This window comes from Pseudomonas sp. NBRC 111131, from assembly GCF_001320525.1.
GTDB classification, from domain to species: Bacteria; Pseudomonadota; Gammaproteobacteria; order Pseudomonadales; family Pseudomonadaceae; genus Aquipseudomonas; species Aquipseudomonas ceruminis.
The window spans coordinates 16691-37596 of the sequence record NZ_BCBH01000026.1; the positions used below are offsets into that span (position 1 = coordinate 16691).

The 20906-nt window shown below is 62.6% G+C and carries 19 protein-coding genes and 1 pseudogene; 15 read left to right on the top strand and 5 right to left on the bottom strand.

Translation table 11 applies throughout. The features are described from left to right. Nucleotides 1–101: 101 nt before the first annotated feature. Nucleotides 102–1508, bottom strand: coding sequence for a cytosine permease (locus tag APH34_RS20640; RefSeq protein ID WP_054902740.1), 1407 nt, complete (start codon nt 1506–1508; stop codon nt 102–104). Between the two features lie 316 nt (nt 1509–1824). On the opposite strand from APH34_RS20640, the gene APH34_RS20645 reads away from it, so the two are divergent. The 10 genes from APH34_RS20645 (at nt 1825) to APH34_RS20690 (ending at nt 11372) form a co-directional block, all read left to right on the top strand. Further along, a complete protein-coding gene (locus tag APH34_RS20645; RefSeq protein WP_054902741.1) occupies nt 1825–2310 on the top strand; it encodes a flavin reductase family protein in 486 nt (161 codons plus the stop codon). A 66-nt stretch (nt 2311–2376) separates the two neighbouring features. Continuing rightward, nucleotides 2377–3417, top strand: a complete 1041-nt coding sequence (locus tag APH34_RS20650; protein ID WP_054902742.1) for an LLM class flavin-dependent oxidoreductase — start codon at nt 2377–2379, stop codon at nt 3415–3417. Between the two features lie 328 nt (nt 3418–3745). Next, complete coding sequence (locus APH34_RS20655) at nt 3746–4342, top strand: amino acid synthesis family protein (RefSeq protein WP_054902743.1); 597 nt, start codon at nt 3746–3748, stop codon at nt 4340–4342. A gap of 68 nt (nt 4343–4410) precedes the next feature. Beyond that, nucleotides 4411–5244: an alpha/beta fold hydrolase gene (locus APH34_RS20660; protein ID WP_054902744.1), complete on the top strand. Its 834-nt coding sequence runs from the start codon at nt 4411–4413 to the stop codon at nt 5242–5244. Then, a complete protein-coding gene (locus APH34_RS20665; RefSeq protein WP_054902745.1) occupies nt 5241–6722 on the top strand; it encodes an aldehyde dehydrogenase in 1482 nt (493 codons plus the stop codon). Before APH34_RS20660 ends, APH34_RS20665 begins: the two co-directional genes overlap by 4 nt. A gap of 13 nt (nt 6723–6735) precedes the next feature. Next, nucleotides 6736–7221 carry a flavin reductase family protein gene (locus APH34_RS20670; RefSeq protein WP_054902746.1) on the top strand — a complete coding sequence of 162 codons (486 nt, stop codon included), beginning with the start codon at nt 6736–6738 and terminating at the stop codon, nt 7219–7221. A 63-nt stretch (nt 7222–7284) separates the two neighbouring features. Next, a complete protein-coding gene (locus tag APH34_RS20675) occupies nt 7285–7674 on the top strand; it encodes a carboxymuconolactone decarboxylase family protein (RefSeq protein WP_054902747.1) in 390 nt (129 codons plus the stop codon). Between the two features lie 88 nt (nt 7675–7762). Then, nucleotides 7763–8518: a GntR family transcriptional regulator gene (locus tag APH34_RS20680; protein WP_054902748.1), complete on the top strand. Its 756-nt coding sequence runs from the start codon at nt 7763–7765 to the stop codon at nt 8516–8518. Nucleotides 8519–8520: 2 nt separating this feature from the next. Then, complete coding sequence (locus tag APH34_RS20685) at nt 8521–9084, top strand: NUDIX hydrolase (RefSeq protein WP_054902749.1); 564 nt, start codon at nt 8521–8523, stop codon at nt 9082–9084. Between the two features lie 104 nt (nt 9085–9188). Next, on the top strand, nt 9189–11372 hold the full coding sequence (locus APH34_RS20690) for a response regulator (RefSeq protein ID WP_054902750.1): 2184 nt from the start codon (nt 9189–9191) through the stop codon (nt 11370–11372). Between the two features lie 7 nt (nt 11373–11379). On the opposite strand, the pseudogene APH34_RS20695 reads toward APH34_RS20690, so the two are convergent. Together APH34_RS20695 and APH34_RS20700 are read right to left on the bottom strand one after the other, a co-directional pair. Continuing rightward, nucleotides 11380–13539: pseudogene (locus APH34_RS20695) on the bottom strand (response regulator). Between the two features lie 140 nt (nt 13540–13679). Beyond that, nucleotides 13680–14294, bottom strand: a complete 615-nt coding sequence (locus tag APH34_RS20700; RefSeq protein WP_054902751.1) for a LysE family translocator — start codon at nt 14292–14294, stop codon at nt 13680–13682. 111 nt (nt 14295–14405) lie between these two features. Here APH34_RS20700 and APH34_RS20705 point away from each other — a divergent pair, with 111 nt between their 5' ends. After that, on the top strand, nt 14406–14858 hold the full coding sequence (locus APH34_RS20705) for an Lrp/AsnC family transcriptional regulator (protein WP_054902752.1): 453 nt from the start codon (nt 14406–14408) through the stop codon (nt 14856–14858). Nucleotides 14859–15153: 295 nt separating this feature from the next. Beyond that, the gene (locus APH34_RS20710; protein ID WP_054902753.1) at nt 15154–16566 is read left to right on the top strand and encodes a cytosine permease; all 1413 of its coding nucleotides are present in this window, start codon (nt 15154–15156) and stop codon (nt 16564–16566) included. 55 nt (nt 16567–16621) lie between these two features. Here APH34_RS20710 and APH34_RS20715 read toward each other — a convergent pair whose 3' ends face one another. Then, the gene (locus tag APH34_RS20715) at nt 16622–17326 is read right to left on the bottom strand and encodes an NUDIX hydrolase (protein ID WP_054902754.1); all 705 of its coding nucleotides are present in this window, start codon (nt 17324–17326) and stop codon (nt 16622–16624) included. Between the two features lie 141 nt (nt 17327–17467). On the opposite strand from APH34_RS20715, the gene APH34_RS20720 reads away from it, so the two are divergent. From APH34_RS20720 to APH34_RS20730, 3 genes are read left to right on the top strand one after another with little or no spacing between them, the layout of a single operon-like run. Further along, nucleotides 17468–18118, top strand: a complete 651-nt coding sequence (locus APH34_RS20720; RefSeq protein WP_054902755.1) for a nicotinamidase — start codon at nt 17468–17470, stop codon at nt 18116–18118. Continuing rightward, a complete protein-coding gene (pncB, locus tag APH34_RS20725) occupies nt 18115–19341 on the top strand; it encodes a nicotinate phosphoribosyltransferase (RefSeq protein WP_054902756.1) in 1227 nt (408 codons plus the stop codon). The genes APH34_RS20720 and pncB overlap by 4 nt, the downstream gene beginning before the upstream one ends. Further along, complete coding sequence (locus tag APH34_RS20730) at nt 19338–19946, top strand: histidine phosphatase family protein (RefSeq protein WP_054902757.1); 609 nt, start codon at nt 19338–19340, stop codon at nt 19944–19946. The genes pncB and APH34_RS20730 overlap by 4 nt, the downstream gene beginning before the upstream one ends. A 10-nt stretch (nt 19947–19956) precedes the next feature. On the opposite strand, the gene APH34_RS20735 is transcribed toward APH34_RS20730, so the two are convergent. Then, nucleotides 19957–20841, bottom strand: a complete 885-nt coding sequence (locus APH34_RS20735; RefSeq protein WP_054902758.1) for a LysR substrate-binding domain-containing protein — start codon at nt 20839–20841, stop codon at nt 19957–19959. Nucleotides 20842–20906: the final 65 nt, after the last annotated feature.

Below are 20906 nucleotides of genomic sequence, written 5' to 3' on the forward strand. Positions count from 1 at the left end.
CACAGGTTCTATGTTGCCCTTGAAGGGTACACCATCACTGTGGGAGCTGGCTTGCCGGCGATGGGCTGCAACGCAGCCCCTGTTACAGCAACCTCAATCTCTCAGTCGTTGATACTCACAACCCGCCCCGCCTGCTCGGCAGCCTTGCCGCGCGTCGCCAGGCAGTAATACAGCGGCACTGTCACCAGCAGCCCGAACAGCCAGGACAAGTCCGCCCCTTCGACAATGTTCGAATACGGCCCCACATACAGCGCCGTATTGGCAAACGGCAGCTGCACCACGATGCCGCAAGCATAAGCAATAATCGCGTGGTGATTGAACCGACCATAGATGCCGCCGTCGGCACTGAAGATCGAAGCGATGTCGTACTGGCCCTTTTTGATCAGGTAGAAGTCGATCAGGTTGATCGACGCCCACGGCACAAGCACCAGCAACAGCGCCAGGATCAGGCCGATGAAGTGGCCAATGAAGTCCGCCGAGGCGTTAAGCGCAACCATCGCGCAACCCACCAGAATCACCGAGGCCAGGGTTACCCGTACCTTGATGCTCGGCGTCCATTTGGCAAAGAAGGTTTGGATGGCGGTAACGATCGACAGCACTGCGCCATACAGGTTGAGGGCGTTGTGGCTGATGATATTAAGCAGGAACAGCACCATAAGAATCGGGCCCAGCCAGCCGGTAGCCTGCTTCACCGCGTCCATGGCGTCGGTACCTTCCGGCACGCACAGCACTGCCACGGCACCAAAGCTGAAGCACAGGATGGTGCCCAGGGTAGCGCCGAAGTATGTGGCCCAGAACGGCTTGGCAATGCCGACTTCACGCGGCAGGTAACGCGAATAGTCGGACGTATAAGGCGAAAAGCTGATCTGCCAGATGGTGCCCAGCGACACTGTGGCAATGAACCCCGACAGGTTGAACGCGCCACGGCTGAAGAAATCGGCGGGCAGGTCCTGGGTAAACATCATGATGAAGCCGGCCAGCAGTGCCGAGCCCATCACCCAGGTACCGATACGGTTCAGGCCGTGGATGAAGCGATAGCCGATTACGCCGATGGCCGTCGCGCTCAGGGCGCCGATGACGATAGCCGTGGGCATCGGCACGCCAGGGGCGATGCCGTGGATCGATTTGCCCGCCAGCACGATGTTGGAGATGAAGAAGCCGACGTAGATCAGCGCCGTGAAGAACACGATCAGCAAGGCACCATAACGGCCAAACTGGCCACGGCTCTGCACCATCTGCGGAATGCCCAGCTGCGGTCCCTGCGCAGAGGCCAAGGCGATGACCACGCCCCCGAGAAGATGGCCCAGTGCGATGGCGACCAGGCCCCACAACAGGTTCAGGTGGAACACCTGGACCACCATGGCGCCAGTGACGATGGGCAGCGGCGCGATGTTGGTGCTGAACCAGAGGGTAAAGAGATCGCGCGCCTTCCCATGGCGCTCGGCAGGCGGAACGTAATCGACCGTGTGGTTCTCGACAAACGTGTGTTGCGATGACGGTTGGGACATGGTTTTCAGCTCGAAAGGTCGTTTTTATCGTTGTAAGGAAACCGCGTCTAGGCGGCCTCTCAGCTGAGGACCATATTATGGTATTCCAAGATTTTGACAACACTGCTTCGGTTTCTAAAACGGTAACTGATCCGGTTCAGCCACGGCGGCGAACGCGCTGCCATTCCTTCAAACCCCCTGTTCATGCGGCTTTGCGCCATTCATCGTGATTTTACAGCGAGGGAAAATTCCGCTTGCAAATCTAGTATTACGGTATACCATCAGACACATCAACGATAAAAAGCGGTCCACCGCTACCCCTTTCGAGGTACACGCCATGATCGACGCAACCGTCTACAAGAACGTCTTGGGCTCCTTTCCCTCCGGCGTCACCGTCATCACCACCCTGGACGACGACGGCTCGATCGTCGGCCTCACCGCCAGCGCCTTCTCGTCCTTGTCGATGGACCCACCGCTGGTGCTGTTCTGCCCCAACTACAGTGCCGACTCCTACCCGGTGCTGATCAAGAACAAGCGCTTTGCCATTCACCTGCTCTCCGGCGACCAGCAGGCCGAAGCCTACGCCTTCGCCAAAAAAGGCAAGGACAAAGCCGCCGGTATCGAGTGGACCTTGAGCGCGCTGGGCAACCCGGTGCTGGCCGGTGCCATCGCAGTGATTGAATGCGAGCTGTGGCGCGAGTATGAAGGGGGCGACCACGCCATCATGGTGGGCAAGGTGCACAACCTGATCGTCCCCGAGCAAGCCCCCCGGCCGATGGTGTACTGCCGCGGCAAGATGGCCAGCCTGCCCGCCTTCGTCTGAGACGCCTACCGTTATCACTGACGCCTGGCGCGCCAGGCGAGCCTTTCACGCTTCGAGGAAAGCCCCATGAAATTTTCGTTGTTCGTACACATGGAACGTTGGGATGAACAGGTCAGCCACCGCCAGCTGTTCGAAGACCTGACCGAACTGACCCTGATGGCCGAGGACGGCGGTTTCAGCACCGTGTGGATCGGCGAGCACCACGCCATGGAATACACCATCTCGCCCAGCCCGATGCCACTGCTGGCTTACCTTGCCGCACGCACCGAGAAGATCCGCCTGGGTGCTGGCACCCTCATCGCGCCGTTCTGGAACCCTATTCGCGTGGCCGGCGAATGCGCCTTGCTCGATGTCATCAGCAACGGCCGCATGCAAGTGGGCCTGGCCCGTGGCGCCTACCAGTTCGAGTTCGACCGCATGGCCAACGGCATGCCGGCTACCGACGGTGGCAAGGCCCTGCGTGAAATGGTCCCGGTGGTGCGCAAACTGTGGGAGGGCGACTACGCCCATGAAGGCGAGGTGTACAAGTTCCCCACCTCCACCAGCGTGCCGAAGCCGTTCAACGCCACGCCGCCGATGTGGATCGCCGCCCGCGACCCGGACTCGCACAACTTCGCCGTGGCCAACGGCTGCAACGTCATGGTCACCCCGCTGATGAAGGGCGACGAAGAAGTGCTGGACTTGAAGAACAAGTTCCAGGCCGCGCTGGACAACAACCCGGATGTGCCGCGCCCGCAACTGATGGTGCTGCGCCACACCCACGTGCACAGCCCGTCGGAGTCTGAAGGCTGGAAAGTCGGCGCCCAGGCCATCTCGCGCTTCTATCGCACCTTCGATGCCTGGTTTGGCAACAAGACCGTGCCGGTCAACGGCTTCTTGGAGCCAAGCCCGGAGTCCAAGTTCGCCGAAGTGCCAGCGTTCCAGCTGGAGAACATCCGTAAGAACACCATGATCGGCACCCCGGAAGAAATCATCGCGCGCATCAAGTACTACCAGGAACTGGGCGTCGACGAGTTCAGCTTCTGGTGCGACAACAGCCTGCCCCACGCCGAGAAGAAGAAGTCGCTCGAGCTGTTCATCAACGAAGTGGTGCCGGCGTTCGCCTGAATTCCCATTGCCTGAAGTAGTTGCGGGATCAGCCCGCTCCCGGGGGCCGTCATGGCCCTCGCGAGCGGGCATTTTTTTGAGAAATGGACAGGCAGTCCCGGCCTCTTCGCGGGGCGAGCCCGCTCCCACAGATGAACCTGGGAGCAGTGAGATACCTGTGGGAGCGGGCTCGCCCCGCGAAGAGGCCGGTACAGATACCGCAAGAATCAAGGCATCACCGCACCTTTCGTCCCTCCAGCAAGAGATTTTTTTCGCCCCCTCTTGCACAACAAATATTATGGTATACCATCAGACAACAAGACCTGATAACCCTCACCAGGAGCCCCCCATGAGTTTCGAAATCCGCAAGATCGTCACTTACTGCGAAGAGACCCGCATCGAAGGCGGCAAAGCCACCGACACACCCGTGACCATGGTCGGCCTGGCCGTGGTGATCAAAAACCCATGGGCCGGTCGCGGTTTCGTTGACGACTTGAAGCCGGAAATCCGCGCCAACTGCTCCGACCTCGGCGCACTGATGGTCGAGCGCCTGACCGCCGCCATCGGCGGTGCCGACAAGATCGAAGCCTACGGCAAGGCCGCTGTGGTCGGCGCCGACGGCGAGATCGAGCACGCCTCGGCCGTGATCCACACCCTGCGCTTCGGCAACCACTACCGCGAAGCGGTACAGGCCAAGAGCTACCTGAGCTTCACCAACAAGCGCGGCGGCCCAGGCACTTCGATCCAGATCCCGATGATGCAGAAAGACGACGAAGGCCTGCGCTCGCACTACATCACCCTGGAAATGCAGATCGAGGATGCTCCGCGTGCCGACGAAATCGTCGTGGTCCTCGGCGCTGCCGACGGTGGTCGCCTGCACCCGCGCATCGGCAATCGCTACATCGACCTGGAAGAACTGGCCGCCGAAAAAGCCAACGCTCAATAACAACAACCAAGACGGGCCGGGGCGTGGCGTGCTTACCCGCCGCGCCCGACCTTCAAGGAGCGCCCTCCATGATTCAGCCTGTCGCTGAACGGACACCGGCCGGGACCAGTTACCTAGTCCAAGGCCAGGGCCAACCCGTGGTGCTGATCCACGGTGTGGGCCTGAACAAGGAAATGTGGGGCGGGCAGTTCGTGGGCCTGGCCAACGACTACCGCGTCATCGCCTACGACATGCTCGGCCACGGCCAGAGCGCGCTGCCTGCCGCCGACATCGGCCTGGAAGGCTACGCCGCGCAACTGCAAGAGCTACTCGACCACCTGCAAGTAGCCCAGGCCTGCGTGATCGGTTTTTCGATGGGCGGCCTGGTGGCACGGGCCTTCGCCCTGAGCTACCCGCAGCGGTTGTCTGCACTGGTGGTGCTCAACAGCGTGTTCAACCGCACCCCCGAGCAGAGTGCCGGCGTGATCGCCCGCGCCGCTCAGGCTGCACAGCTGGGCCCCGACGCCAACGTCGATGCGGCCCTGGACCGCTGGTTCAGCCGCGAATACAAGGCTGCCAACCCCGCGCAGGTCGCCGCCATCCGCCAGGTGCTGGCGAGCAACGACCCGCAGGGTTATCACACCACGTATTCGCTGTTCGCCACCCAGGACATGTATCGCGCCGATGACCTGAGCACCATTGAGGTGCCGACGCTGATCGCCACCGGCGAACTCGACTCCGGTTCCACCCCGGCGATGACCCGGCAACTCGCCGCCCTCATTCCCGGCGCGCACAGCGTGGTGCTCCCCGAGCAACGGCATATGATGCCTGTGGAAGCCCCGCGGGAAGTCAACAGGATGCTCCTGGACTTCCTCAGCCAAGCCCGCACCCTCACCGAATCCGCCAAGGGGATTGTTGCATGACCCTCGTTCGTTTCCAGATGTGCATCGACGGCCAATGGTGCGATGCCCAGAGCGGCAAGACCTTCGACAGCCTCAACCCGGCCACCGCCCAGGCCTGGGCGCAACTGCCAGACGCTGATGAAGCCGATGTCGAGCTGGCTGTGCAGGCCGCCCAGCGGGCGTTCGACAGCAAAGCCTGGCGCAGCATCACTGCCACCGCGCGCGGCAAGCTGTTGCGCCGTCTTGGCGACCTGATCGCCGAGCACAAGGAGCACCTTGCCCAGCTCGAAAGCCGTGACAACGGCAAGCTGATCCGCGAAACCCGCGGCCAGGTCGGCTACCTGCCGGAGTTCTTCCATTACACCGCCGGCCTGGCCGACAAACTCGAAGGCGGCACGTTGCCGCTGGACAAGCCAGACCTGTTCGCCTACACCGTGCACGAGCCAATCGGCGTGGTGGCGGGCATCATCCCCTGGAACAGCCCGCTGTACCTGACCGCAATCAAGCTGGCCCCGGCCCTGGCAGCTGGCAACACCATCGTGCTCAAGCCGTCCGAGCATGCCTCAGCCACCATCCTGGAGCTGGCCCGTCTGGCCCTGGAGGCTGGCTTCCCGCCGGGCGTGGTCAACGTGGTCACCGGTTACGGGCCAAGCACCGGCGCGGCGCTGACCCGCCACCCCCTGGTGCGCAAGATCGCCTTCACCGGGGGCGCCGCTACCGCCCGCCATGTGGTGCGCAGCAGTGCCGAGAACTTCGCCAAGTTGTCGCTGGAGCTGGGCGGCAAGTCGCCGAACATCATCTTCGCCGATGCCGACCTGGACAGCGCCATCAACGGCGCCGTGGCCGGCATCTACGCCGCGTCCGGGCAAAGCTGCGTGGCAGGTTCCCGCCTGTTGGTTCAGGACGAGATCTTCGACGCGTTCGTCGCCCGCCTGGTCGAGCGCGCCAGGCGCATCCGCATCGGCAATCCGCAGGACGAGGCCAGCGAAATGGGCCCGATGGCCACCGCCCAGCAGTTGGCCGTGGTCGAAAGCCTGGTCGCAGCTGCCAAGGCCGAAGGTGCCAAGCTGCACATGGGCGGCAAACGTGCCGAGGTTGAAGGCGAAGGCTGGTTCTACGAGCCGACCTTGTTCGAGTGCGACAGCAACTCGATGACCATCATGCAGGAAGAAGTCTTCGGCCCTGTTGCCGCGGTCATCCGCTTCAAGACCGAGGAAGAAGCCCTGGCGATCGCCAACGACTCGCAATTCGGCCTGGCCGCCGGCATCTGGACCCGTGACCTGGGCCGTGCCCATCGCCTGGCCCGCGACGTGCGCTCGGGGATCATCTGGGTCAACACCTACCGCGCCGTGTCGGCCATGGCACCGATCGGGGGGTTCAAGAACAGCGGCTACGGCCGTGAGAGCGGCATCGATTCGGTGCTGGCCTATACCGAGCTGAAGACCGTGTGGATCAACCTTTCCACCGCGCCCATGCCCGACCCGTTTGTGATGCGTTAGGAGATAGCACGAGATGATCGAACCAGGCATCTACAAAGACGTGATGGGCTCCTTCCCCTCCGGTGTCACGGTGGTCACCACCCTGGATGCCGACGGTGCCATCGTCGGCATCACCGCCAGCGCGTTCAGCGCGCTGTCGATCGACCCGGCGCTGGTGCTGTTCTGCCCCAACTACGCCTCCGACACCTACCCAATCCTGCGTAACAGCAAGCAGTTTGCGATCCATCTGCTGTCAGCTGACCAAACGGCCGAGGCCTATGCCTTCGCCGGCAAGGGCAAAGACAAGGCCAAAGGCATCGACTGGCACCTGAGCGAGCTGGGCAACCCGCTGCTGGCCAGGGCCACGGCGATCATCGAGTGCGAACTGTGGCGCGAGTACGACGGCGGTGACCACGCGATCATCGTCGGTGCGGTGAAGAACCTGGTGCTGCCGGCCGAGCCGGTGACGCCGATGGTTTACCACAAAGGCAAGCTCGGTGCCCTGCCGCCCCTGGGCTGACCTTGAGACCGCCGGGGCTGCTTTGCAGCCCCCGTTCCACATGTTTCTTCCGGAATAGGGCACATGAACAACGAAAAGTACGAGGAAGGTCTGAAGGTCCGCACCCAGGTGCTGGGCGAGGACTACGTCAACCGCTCGATCCAGAACGCCGACGAGTTCACCAAGCCATTGCAGGAACTGGTCACCGAGTACTGCTGGGGCCATGTCTGGAGCCGCGATGGCTTGTCGCTCAAAGAGCGCAGCATGATAAACTTGGCCATGATTTCCGCGCTCAACCGGCCCCACGAGCTCAAGCTGCATATTCGCGGCGCCTTGCGTAATGGCCTGAGCCGTGAACAGATTCGCGAGATCCTGCTCCAGGTCGGCATTTATTGCGGCGTACCCGCGGCGGTGGACAGTTTCCGCCTAGCCCGCGAGGCGTTCGCCGAAGCCGATGCGGAGTCCACCCGTTAACAACGGGCTGTTCGAACCACTGCAAGGAGTGCCTCGGTTCGGGGTGCTCCGCCCTGTTGGCGCAACAGCCTCATAAAGAGCGCACCTGATGAAACGCCAGCCACTCGACGACAGCTTCAAGGTCAACCGCAACCCCGTTACCCTGCGCGAAATCGTGCTCGACAAGCTGCGCGGCGCAATCATGAACTTCCACCTGCTCCCGGGCGACCGCCTGGTCGAGCGCGACCTCTGCGACCGCCTCGGGGTCAGCCGCACCTCGGTGCGTGAAGCGCTGCGTCACCTGGAATCTGAAGGCCTGGTGGAATTTGCCGATGCCAAGGGCCCGCGCGTAGCCATCATCACCCTGGAAGATGCCCGCGACATCTATGAGCTGCGCTGCGTGCTCGAAGGGCTGATCGTGCAGTTGTTCACCCTCAACGCCAAGGCCAAGGACATCCGTGCCCTGGAGCGGGCGCTAGAGGTCAACCGCGAAGCGCTCGAGGATGGCGAACTGCAACAAGTGCTGGACTCGGTGCAAGGGTTCTACGACGTGCTGCTGGAAGGCTCCGGCAATCAGGTGGCGGCCCAGCAGCTGCGCCAGTTGCAGGCGCGCATCAGCTACCTGCGCGCCACCTCGGTGTCGCAGGAGAACCGCCGCGGCGCCAGCAACCGTGAAATGGAAAAGATCGTCGAAGCGATCAAGGGCGGCGACCCGCTGGTGGCTCACCAGGCTTCGGTCGATCACGTGCGCGCCGCGGCCAAGGTGGCACTGGACTATCTGCGCCAGAAGCAGGACGACAACACCGCCAAGGTTCGTGACATCGTCGAGCCCCTGGCCCTCAAGGAACCTCGCATAGGCCGCTGACCATGCCCACCGCCCCGCGCTATTGCCCGCACTGCACCACGGAACTGGCCCGGGGCGTTCCCACAGGCGACACCCACGCACGCCTGCACTGCATCGCCTGCGGCTATATCCACTACATCAACCCGAAGATCATCGCCGGCTGCATCATCGAGCGCGATGGCAAGTACCTGCTGTGCCAGCGCGCCATCCCGCCGCGCCCCGGCACCTGGACCCTGCCTGCAGGGTTCATGGAGGCGGGTGAAACGACCGAACAGGCGGCGCTGCGCGAAGTGTGGGAAGAGACCGGCGTGCGCGCCGAAATCGTCTCACCGTACTCGATCTTCAGTGTGCCGAAGATCAGCGAGGTGTACATCATCTTCCGCGCCATCGCTACCGAGGAAACCGGGCAATACGGGCCGGAAACGCTGGCCTACACATTCTTCGAGCCTGACCAGATTCCCTGGGAGCAGATCTACTACCCCGCCATCCGGCAGATTCTCGAACGCTACATTCTGGAGCGGCAGGCAGGGGTGTACGGGATCTACATGGGGAATGACGATACCGGTAAGGTGCATTTCATTCGCTAGGCGGTTCACCCCCATCTGGGCCGATACCACCACCACAAAGCACTCGCTAAACCGACATTCTCGGTGCACCCTTATGATCCTAGGTAAATGGATCGGAACAGCACATGGCTAAATGGCTAGACGGCGGCGGGCTGATGGCCGAACGCATTCGTAACCACGACTGGGCCGCCACGCCTCTGGGCCCGATCGACGGTTGGCCCGATGTGCTCAAGACCACCGTGGCCCTGTGCCTGGCCTCGCGCTTTCCCCAGGCCATCCTCTGGGGGCAACACCTGATCACCCTGCACAACGACGCGTTCGTCCAGATCCTCGGCAACAAACCGCAGGCCCTGGGCAAGCCGTTTGGCGAAGTGTGGCAGGAAGCGTGGAGCGACATTGCCTGCCTGGCCGACCGTGCGATGGCCGGAGAAGCCGTTTACATCGAAGATTTTGCGTTGACCATCGAGCGCAGTGGCCGCCCGGAACGCGCCTATTTCACATTCTGCTACAGCCCCATCCGTGACCAGAACGGCGCAGTGCTGGGGATGCTCGACACGGTCACCGAAACCACCCATAACGTCGTTACCAACCAGCGCCTGCACTTTCTCGACACCCTCGGTCGCGCGGTGGCCAATGCCACCGACCCGGAACGGATCATGGCGATCACCACGCGCCTGCTGGTCGAGCACCTCACGCTGTCCAGTTGTGCTTATGCCACGATGGAGGGTGACGAAGACGGTTTCACCATCCGTGGCGACTATGTCGCTGCGGGATCGCCAAGGTTACTTGGCCATTACCACCTGACCGACTTTGGCCGTTTGGCAGTCAGCCGCCTGCGCGCTGGGCTGCCCTTGGTAATCAACGACAACCTGAGCGAACTTGCACAGGAAGAAGCCGCGACGTTTCAAGCCATCGGCATCACGGCCACCATCTGCATGCCCCTGATCAAGGAGGGTCGCCTCACTGCGCTGATGGCCATCCACGACAAGGTGCCGCGGCAGTGGACGGGGTACGACCAAGCATTGATCAGCGAAGTGACCGAACGGTGCTGGGCACATATCCAGCGCGCCGAGGCTCACCAGAAAGTGCGCGAGACCATGGCCGCGCTGGGGGCGCTCAATGCCACGCTGGAACACCGTGTCGAAGAACGCACCACGCAGCTCTTGCACACCGAAGCAGTATTGCGCCAGACGCAGAAACTTGAAGCCATCGGCCAGTTGACCGGTGGCGTTGCCCACGACTTCAACAACCTGCTCACTATCATCCGTTCATCGCTGCATTTTTTACAGCGCCCCAACCTCGACGAAGGCCGCCGCGAGCGATACCTCAAGACCATGGCCGAAACGGTCGACAGAGGCGCGAAGCTGACCGGCCAACTGCTCGCGTTTGCGCGTAGGCAGGCCCTGAGCCCACAGGTATTCGACGTCGGGCCTCGCCTGCAAGCCATGGCCGAGATGATCGATACAGCCACGGGTGCCAGAGTCGAGATACAACTGGAGCTGCCCGCTGCGCCCTGCCATGTTCGCGCTGACCTCAGCCAACTGGAAACCGCGGTGGTCAACTTGATGCTCAACGGGCGCGATGCGATGGCCGGGGAAGGGCTTTTGCGCCTGCGACTGCTGGCCGACCAGGGCATGCCTGGCCTGCGCGGCCAGTCAGCGCAAGCCGGGCCGTTTGCGGCCATCTCCGTGCTGGACAATGGGGTCGGAATCGCTGCGCAGTTGCTCGACCGCATTTTCGACCCGTTCTTTACCACCAAGGCACCCGGTGAAGGTACAGGGCTTGGCCTTTCCCAGGTTTTCGGTTTTGCCAAGCAGTCCGGTGGAGACGTCGAAGTGACCAGCGTGGCGGGCCAGGGCACAACCTTTACCCTGTATTTACCGCAAGAGGCAGCGCCTGACGAACAGGCCGATGTCGACAACGCTGTTGGCCCACCCCAGGTGAGCGGCGCGCAGCGGCGGATCCTGGTGGTGGAGGACAACCCCGACCTGGGTCATTTTACCGCTCAGATTCTTGAGGAACATGGCTTTCGCATCAGCTGGGCGAGGTCGGCGCAAGACGCCCTGGCGCAGTTGAGCCACAGCGCGGGAGACTTCGATGCAGTGTTCTCCGATGTCGTCATGCCAGGCATGGACGGCTTGACGCTGGCCCGCGAAATACAGCGCCAGTGCCCACAACTGCCAGTGATCCTGACCTCCGGCTACAGCGAAGCGATTGCTGAAGAGGGGCATCATGGCTTTGCGTTCCTGGCCAAGCCGTATTCGGCTGAACAGGTATGCCAGCTGCTCGGCAAAGTGCTCGGAGCTTGAAAGACCGTCAAGGCCTGGCTGTCAACAACCGCGCCACACTTTGCGCCAGCTCGGCCTGCCGGTAGGGCTTGCGCAGCACCTCGAAGCCCTTGAGCTCCTTGGGCGTCAGGTTGGCATAGCCGGTAATGATCAGCACCGGCAGGTCGGGCTTGCGCTCGCGCATCTGTTGGGCAAAACGCGCTCCGGTCATCTCGGCCATGACGTGATCGGTCACCAGCACATCGGGCATCCAGCCCCGCGCCACCCGTTGCAGCGCCGCCGCTGCACTGGCGGCCTCGATCACCTCATAGCCCAGGTCGCGCAACTGCGAGGCCGTGGCATGGCGCACAATTTCCTCATCGTCCACCAACAGTACCCGCCTCGCCCGGTCCGCCTGCGGCGCTTCAACCAGCTCGCTGTCAGCGCACACCGCGGCGCTGTCGCTGATCGGCAGCCACAGGGTGGCTTCGGTCCCCTGCCCTGGCTGCGAACCAATAGCGAAGCCACCGCCAGACTGCAACGCCAACCCTTGCACCATCGGCAGGCCCAGGCCGGTACCCTTGCCTACACCCTTGGTGGAATAGAACGGCTCGATGCAGCGGCGCAACTGCTCTTCGTCCATGCCACAACCGTTGTCGCGCACCTATAGCCAGGCCAGTTGTGCGCCCACAAGCCCGGCCGGCCGGTGCGGCCCATCGCCAGCAAGCCCGGCGCTGATGCTCAATGAACCGCCATCGAGCATGGCGTCACGGGCGTTGACGACCAGGTTGAGCAGCGCCAACTCCAGCTGATGGGGGTCGACGACCACGGGCGCCAAAGCCGGGTCGACCACCACCTGCACCTCGATGGTCGGACCCAGCGAGCGGGCAATCAGTTCGCGCATGTCTTCCACCAGCGCCGCCAGCGACACGGACTGGGGCTTGAGGGTCTGCCGACGGGCGAAACTGAGCAGGCGCCCTACCAGGTTGCGTGCCCGCTCGGCCGCCTGCAACCCCCCTTCGATCAGGCGCGGGGCTCGCTCGGACTGCGGGTGCCGATGCATGAGCTCGAACGAGGCGATAATTGGGGTGAGCATGTTGTTCAGGTCATGGGCAATGCCGCCGGTCAACTGCCCAATCATTTCCAGCTTGTGCGCCTCGTGCAATTGCAACATCGCCGCTTCGCGCTGGGCCAATACAGCAGCAACACGTTCCTCCAGGCTGTGGTTGAGCAGGTGCAGGGCGTGCTCGGCGCGCGCGTGGGTAATGGCCGCCCACGCTTGCTTGGCGGTTTCTTCTGCGAGCTGGCATTCGTCTTCGACGCATTGACGCGGGGTGTGAAAGTGTACGCCCAGCATTGCCTCCAGGCGGCCGGCACGCAGCACCGGCACGTGCAGCGTGGTACGCAGGCCAGCGTGCTGCACCGAGAGGCTGTCGTGAACCTGCTGGACCACCTGGCCCGCCACCAGTTGCTCACGCAGTGACGCACCAAAGGTCGCGTAGCAATGCTGGCCCTGCATGGAGAGCACGCCGTCTGCCCACGCGTGCGTCACCTTGAAACCCGTGCCGTCCCCCAGGTCTTCTGCGAAATACACCTGCATCGCCCCCAGTTGCTGCGCCAGCCGGCTGACGGCATAGGCCTCGATGCGATCTGCCTGGCCCAATCCGGGTAGGGTCCGGCCCAGGTCCAGCAAGAACGCCTGGCGCTGCTGGAAGCGCACGCGCTCGGTGGTTTCGGTGACCAGGCACAGTACCCCGCCGACCGTGCCATCGGCCTCGCGTACCGGGGAGTAGGACAGGTCGAAGTACACGGTCTCGCCCAGCCCGCGGCGCTCTATATAGAAGGGGCGATCCTTGGCCGAGAAGGTCTGGCCCGTCTCGCGTACACCACGCAGCAGCGGTTCGAGGTCGTCCCACAGTTCACTCCAGTGCTCCTGGCCTGGCCGCCCCAACGCTTGTGGGTGCTTGTTACCAATGGTGGGTACATAGGCATCGTTGTAAAGCGCCACGTAAGCCTCACCCCAGAACAGCACGAATTGCGCCTGTGCCGGTAACAGGGTGGCCATCACTGTCTGCAAGTGTGGTGACCAGGTGTTTGGCGGGCCGAGTGGTGAATCGCGCCAGTCCATGGTCTGCAGCAGGCTACCGATGGCACCGCCATTGAGCAGGAAGTGCAGTGGCGGATTATCGAGTTGTTGAAGGGGTTTCATCGCTGGGAAGTCCCGGGCACATAGCCATCCGTCTGAGGATAGGAGATGTGCAATCAACGGTTCGTTCCACTCGAATTCACCAGTCGATCAACGGCGCATGTCCGCCAGCGTACGCAGCGTCCGTCAGGCCGTGGGTGGCTTCAGGCCAATTGGCTCACGATCAAGCCCAGGGCGACTGCAATCATCGCCATGCCCGATACCCTCCCCACCATTTTCGCCGCACCGGGCCGGGTGCTCAGCACCGCCTTGGCCCCATACCCGACCAACAGATAGACCACCAGCGAACTGCCCAGGTGCACCAGCCCCAGCAGCAAGATCTGCAGCGGCACCGGCCAGCTCGACTGAGGATCGGTGAACTGCGGCAGCAACGCCAGAAAAAGCAGGAACACCTTGGGGTTGAGCCCGCTTACGCAAAAGCCTTTGAATGCCCAGCGCGAACCGGACTCGCCAACACCGGCCTGCCCCGCCTGGGGCACCCCCGGGTCTAGCAACAGGTTGCCGCCCAGCCACAGCAAGTAGGTACAGCCCGCCAGCGTCAACAAGGTAAGCGCCAGCGGGTGCCCCACTACCAGGCTTCCCACCCCGGCCGCCACCACGAGGGTTGCCAGAAAATGGCCAGACAACATACCCGCCACCGCCGGCATTACCCATCGTCCACGCATCCCAGCCGAGATGGCATAGGCCCAATCGGCACCGGGGGTAATCACGAACAGCAACGATACGGCCCAGAACGCCGTCAGCACACTGATTGCCACTTGAGTCTTCCTTCACACCATTTTTGGGATGAAGAAAGCGTACGGATTCCAACGAGGGATTTTCTTTCGTATATTTTCCCCTGCCCTCCAATTTGTGGAAGATCCTTCTCAGTGGACAGAACTGACCGCAAGATTCTTGCCGAGCTGCAAAAAGATGGTCGCCTTTCGGTAACAGAGCTGGCTGACCGCGTGGGTCTTAGCCTGTCGCCGTGCCATCGACGGCTTCGGGCGCTGGAAGAGGCCGGCGCCATCCTCGGTTACCATGCCCGCCTGGCACCGAGCGCACTCGGGCTGAATTTCGCGGCGCTGGTGTTCGTCACCCTGCGTGAGGTCACCCGCCAGCCGGTGGCGGATTTTGAAGCAGCATTGGGCGCCATCCCCCAGATCGTCGAGGCGCAGCGGTTGTTTGGTGACCCAGACTACCTGCTGCATGTGGTGGCCAAGGACTTGCCGGCGTTCCAGAAGCTGTATGACGAACAACTGACCAGCATCCCCAATGTAAAGCGGCTGAGTTCCACCCTGGTGATGAAAGAAGTGATTCAGGACCGCTTGTTGCCAATGTAGGGGCGCTGACCCTGCACTGTAAATGCACACCCTGCACCACCCTGGCCCACCCCGCACGGCCCCATTTGCTCGCGAACCCATCAACAGCGGGGCTTGCAGCCCGGTGGCCCGCTCCTTGCTATCACTCATCCCTTAACCTTTTGTCAGCCTTAGGTTTTTTAAGGTTTATGGGTACATATTTACTAATTTCTCGTTCCCCCCGCACACCCCATCATCGCTCCAACAAGAACGCGTCGCCCTTCGCCGGCACGCACCCGGGCAGCACCCGATGCCCTACCTTGCCTTGGAGTCAGTCATGACCAGTGCAGCCAATTCGGCACCCCTCATAGAAAAACACACGATCGGCTACGTGCCCCCGCAAGACCGCCATGGAAAGGTAAGGGATCTGTTCACACTGTGGTTCGGCGGCAATATCGCGCCGCTGCCCATCGTCACCGGCGCCCTGGGCGTGCAGCTGTTTCACCTGAACCTGGTATGGGGCATCGTCGCCATCCTGGTCGGTCACCTGGTCGGCGGGGTGCTCATGGCCCTGCACTCGGCCCAAGGCCCGCAGATGGGCATCCCGCAGATGATCCAGAGCCGCGCCCAGTTCGGCTCGCTCGGCGCACTGCTGGTGGTGGTGATCGCCGGGGTGATGTACATCGGCTTCTTCGCCTCCAACATCGTCCTGGCCGGCAAGTCGCTGCATGGCGTGGTCGACGCCGTGCCCGTGCCGGTGGGCATTGTCATCGGCGCACTGGGCTCGGGCATCATCGGCATCATCGGCTATCGCTTCATCCACGTCCTCAACCGCATCGGCACCTGGGTGCTGGGCATCGGCATTGTGGTGGGCTTTGCCTACATCTTCACCCATGTGCAAAGCGACGACTTCCTGACCCGAGGCGGCTTCAACCTCGCCGGCTGGTTGGCCACCGTGTCCCTGGCGGCGCTGTGGCAGATCGCCTTTGCTCCCTATGTGTCGGACTATTCGCGCTACCTGCCGGCTGACGTGAAGGTGTCGTCGACGTTCTGGACCACCTACCTGGGTTCGGCCCTGGGTTCGAGCCTGTCGTTCATCTTCGGCGCCGTGGCGGTGCTGGCGATCCCGGCCGGCATGGACACCATGGACGCGGTCAAGCTTGCCACCGGCACCCTGGGCCCGGTCATGCTGGTGTTGTTCCTGCTCAGCGTGATCAGCCACAACGCCCTCAACCTGTATGGCGCGGTGCTGTCGATCATCACCCTGATCCAAACCTTCGCCTACCGCTGGATCCCCACCGCCAAAAGCCGTGCGGTGCTGTCGCTGATCGTGTTGGCCGCCTGCTGCGTAGTGGCGGTATTCGCCTCGGCGGACTTCATTGGCCACTTCGTCGACATGGTGCTGGTGCTGCTGGTGGTACTGGTGCCGTGGACGGCGATCAACCTGATCGATTTCTATGTGATCCACAAGGGCGACTATGACATCCAGTCGATCTTCAAGGTCGATGGTGGGATCTACGGGCGCTACAACCCGCAGGCGCTGCTCGCCTACGCGGTGGGCATCGTGGTGCAGATCCCGTTCATGAACACACCCCTGTATGTCGGGCCGATCTCCGAGCACATCAACGGTGCCGATCTGTCCTGGCTGGTGGGGTTGGTGATCACCTCGCCGCTGTACTGGTGGTTGGCCAGCCGTGACAGTGCCTATCGTCGCCGGCAGACGAGTGCCAAACTGGCCGCCGCCGCGTAATCAGTTGCTGAATCGCCCCCCTCACCGGCCTCACGGCGAGGGGTCATGACGACCGCTAAGCACCTTCGGGCAGCAAACTGCGGTCGAACATGAACGGCCGCTCGCCCTGCGGGGTGTATTGATACAACTGTTGCGGCCTGCCCAGCCGTGGCTGGTTCTTCTCCCCGGTATCACGAACCCAACCCAGCTCGCGCAAACGCTCCAGACGCTTGCGCAGCGAGGTGTTGTTCACTGCCTGCCCCAGGCACGCCTGTACCGCCCCCAACGCATCGAGCACGGTGAACGTCTGCGCCAGCAAATACAGCGGCAGGCTGCTGTATACCGTCTTGGCCGCCAGCCGCTCGCGGGCCCGTTCCACCAGCAAGTTGTGATCGAACGGCAGCAGCATCTTGCGGCCCAATACACTGTCCAGGTCGAAAAACGACAGGTGCTCACCCTCTACCTGCTGCCCGGGATCGAGCAAGGCCAGGTAACAGGTACTCAGTGACCAGCCACGTGGATCGCGGAAGGCATTGCCCTCAGTGCAGACCTGCTCCAGGTAACGTGGCAGTACCCTGGCCTTTTCACGCAAGGCGCGCTCGGCGGCGCCTTCGAGGCTGGTGTCTGCCGTCCGACCGTTGATGATGACCCCAGGCAAGGCCCATTGGCCGGCATGCGGCTCGCGCTCGCGGCGGTGCAACAGTACTTGCAGATGCTGGGCTTCGGGGGCCAGGCGCAAAGCGACGATATCGACGCTGGCCAGGACTTCGACTGTACTCAATTGCACACTCCACCGGTTGATAGCGCAATATTCCACCAGAGCATGTAAGTAAGGCAAGCTCAATTTCCTTTGAAATATAGGCCTTGACATACTTAATGCACCAGGTGAATTATATAGCCATTCCAGCAAGGAGGTCCCCCGATGAAAATCGCCAGTTTCGATGTCGACGCGCAAAACGGCTTCACCGCCAACGCCCCACAGGAACTGCCGGTGCCTGAGGGCAATGAAATCGCCGATGACCTCAACGCCATGGCACGACGTGCCGACCTGCGCCTGGGCAGCAAGGATGCCCACCCGGCCAATGCCGCCTGGGTGGTCGCCGACCCAGGGCAGATGCTGCGTCCGCTCACCCTGGCCAATGCCGACCTGACCTGGGTCAGCCACTGCGTGCCGGGTACGCCAGGCTTCGAGCTGCTACCCGGCCTGCCCGCCCCCATCGATTATGACTACTTCGTGTGGAAAGGCGTCGAGCCCGACCTGCATCCCTACGGCGCCTGCTACCACGACCTGGCCGAGCGGCGTTCCACTGGGGTCATTGAATACCTCAAGGTGCAGCAGGTGGGCGCGGTGATTGTCGGGGGCCTGGCGCTGGACTACTGCGTCAGTACCACCGCCCGCCAACTGCGCCAGGCCGGCTTCCAGGTGCTACTGTACTTGCCCGCCTGCCGCGCCCTGACTCAGGAAGGTGCGATCACGGCGTGCGGGGCACTGGCGGCAGAAGGCGTTATCCTTTGCGGCGACGAAGCGGCACTCGACCACCAGCTCTCTCTGATCAAGGAGGCCCGCCCATGAGCGACAGCGTTTTCGGTCCACACATCATTCAGAACCTGCTGGACACCGACTTCTACAAGATCACCATGATGCAGGCGGTGCTGCACAACTACCCCAATGCCGAAGTCGAGTGGGAGTTCCGCTGCCGCAACCGCGAAGACCTGTCCCCCTACCTGGCGGAAATTCGTCATCAGGTGGCGCAACTGGCAGACGTCACGGTCACCCACGACCAACTGGCGTACCTGGAGAAAATTCCCTTCATCAAGCCGGACTTCATTCGCTTCCTCAGCCTGTTCCGCTTCAACCTGCGCTATGTCCAGGTTGGCCTCGATGATGCCGGGCAATTGGCGATTCGCGTGCGCGGGCCCTGGCTGCACGTCATTCTCTACGAGATTCCGCTGCTGGCGATCATCAGTGAGGTGCGCAACCGTTATCGGTACCGCGAGGTGGTCATCGAGCAGGTCGGCGAACGCCTGTACCAAAAGCTCGACTGGCTCAAGGCCGAGGCCAGCAGCGAGGAACTGGCAGGCTTTCAGCTGGCCGACTTCGGCACCCGGCGGCGCTTCTCCTACCGGGTGCAAGAAGAGGTGGTGCACATCCTCAAGCGCGACTTCCCCGGCCGCTTCGTTGGCACCAGCAACGTGCACCTGGCCCGCGAGTACGAGCTCAAGCCGATCGGCACCATGGCCCACGAGTGGTTCATGGCGCACCAGCAACTCGGCACGCGCCTGGTGGACAGCCAGGCCGCCGCACTGGAGTGCTGGGTCCGCGAATACCGAGGGCTGCTGGGCATCGCGCTCACCGACTGCATCACCATGGATGCCTTCATGGGCGACTTCGACCTTTATTTTGCCAAGCTCTTCGACGGCCTGCGCCACGACTCAGGCGACCCATTGGTGTGGGCGGAAAAAGCCATTGCCCACTATCAGCACCTGGGAATCGACCCAAAGAGCAAGACGCTGATCTTTTCCGATGGGCTGGACTTCGCCAAGGCGCTGCAGCTGTACCGCGCCCTGCAAGGGAGAATTCAGGTGAGCTTTGGCATCGGTACCAACCTGACCTGCGATATCCCGGGGGTCGAGCCAATGAACATGGTGATCAAGATGACCGCCTGCAACGGAGCACCCGTGGCCAAGATCAGTGACAGCCCAGGCAAGACCCAGTGCCGGGACGAAAACTTCGTGGCGTACCTGAAGCACGTGTTCAAGGTGGGCGATCGGCAGTTGGGGGGAGGTACGTTTTGACCCATACGCTCTATGTCGTCCGGCACGGCCAGACACAGTGGAACGCCCAGCATCGCCTGCAGGGCAGCCGGGATATTGACTTGAACCCTGTCGGTCGGCAGCAAGCGGCAGCCAACGGCCAAACCCTTGCCTGGCTACTCCCCCATGCCAGCCCTTACCAGTTGATCAGCAGCCCGATGCTGCGTGCGGCCAATACCATGAAGGCGATCGCACAAGCGCTCGGCCAGCATGAGGACGCCATTCGCTATGATCAGCGGGTTACCGAGATCTCGTTTGGTGCGTGGGAAGGCATGACGCTACAGGAGGTCTCGCAGCGCATGCCCGAGGCGTTCGACGCGTATGAAACCGACCCCTTTGCCTTCATCCCAATGGGTGGCGAGAGCTATCAACAAGCCTCGGTACGGGTGGCCGATTTTCTGCGAAGCGTCAGTGAGGACACGGTGCTGGTGACCCATGCCGGGGTTATCCGCGTGCTCTTGAGTCTTATGGCCAAGGTTGAACACCGGGCAGCCACGCAACTGGTCATCCCTCAAGACCAGATACTGATGGTGCAAGGCAGCGATTATCGCTGGATGCGCGCGTCAAAGGACCTGGAAGGTCGCTAGCGCCGGCCCTTCAGCCCTCGGAAAACGGACCGACGCAAAGCTCCATGAACCGCGCCGCCGCCCGCGAGGGCGTGGCGGCGTGGGGCAGCAGGATCGAAAAGCGCCTGATCAGCGGCTGCGGGCCAATACGTACACGCCGCAAGGCACCATCCTCATGCCGGATCGACATGGCTGACACAAAGCCGATGCCCATGCCCGCCCGCACCGCCTCCTTGACCCCTTCTACCCCAGCGATTTCCAGCGCAACGCGCATGGCCACGCCATTGCGGGCGAAGGCCCGCTCGACGATCTGCCGCACACCCGAGCCCCCCTCTCGCAGCACCAACGGGTATCTGCCAAGGGCTTCCAAGGGCTGCTGGTCATCGGCCAACGGGTGCCCGGCCGGTACGATGGCGACAATCTCGTCTTCCCGCCAGGGGGTGATTTGCGTGCCCAGCGGCAATTCCTGCCCAGGCGGGCCTTCGATCAAGGCAATGTCCAGACTGCCCAACGCCTCGACGATTTCCGCAGTATTGCCATGGGAGGTCGTGACCAGCACCTCAGGGTAGCGCGCATGGAAGTCGGCGATCAGGTAGGGCAGCAGGTAGCTGGCCGGGGTGGTGCTGGCGCCGATGCGCAACGTGCCCCGCTCCAGCCCGCGCATGGCCTCGCGCAGCGCCTGAGCCTGGCGAAACGTCTCGCGCAGGCGCTCGGCATGAGCCAGCAACTGCTCGCCGGCAGCGGTCAGCCGCACCCCGCGCCCCGCGCGCTGGTAAAGCGGCTCGCCAAATGCCTCCTGCAGCAGCTTGAGTTGGCCGGACACTGCCGGCTGCGACAGATGCAGAGCCAAGGCCGCATGGCTGATGTTGCCGTGTTCGGCAACCGTGGCGAATGTTATCAGCTGTTCCGGGGTCATGAGTTGAAAATATCAGCTAAATGGATACCTGGCATCCTGAATTACGATTTTTTATAAGCTTATAA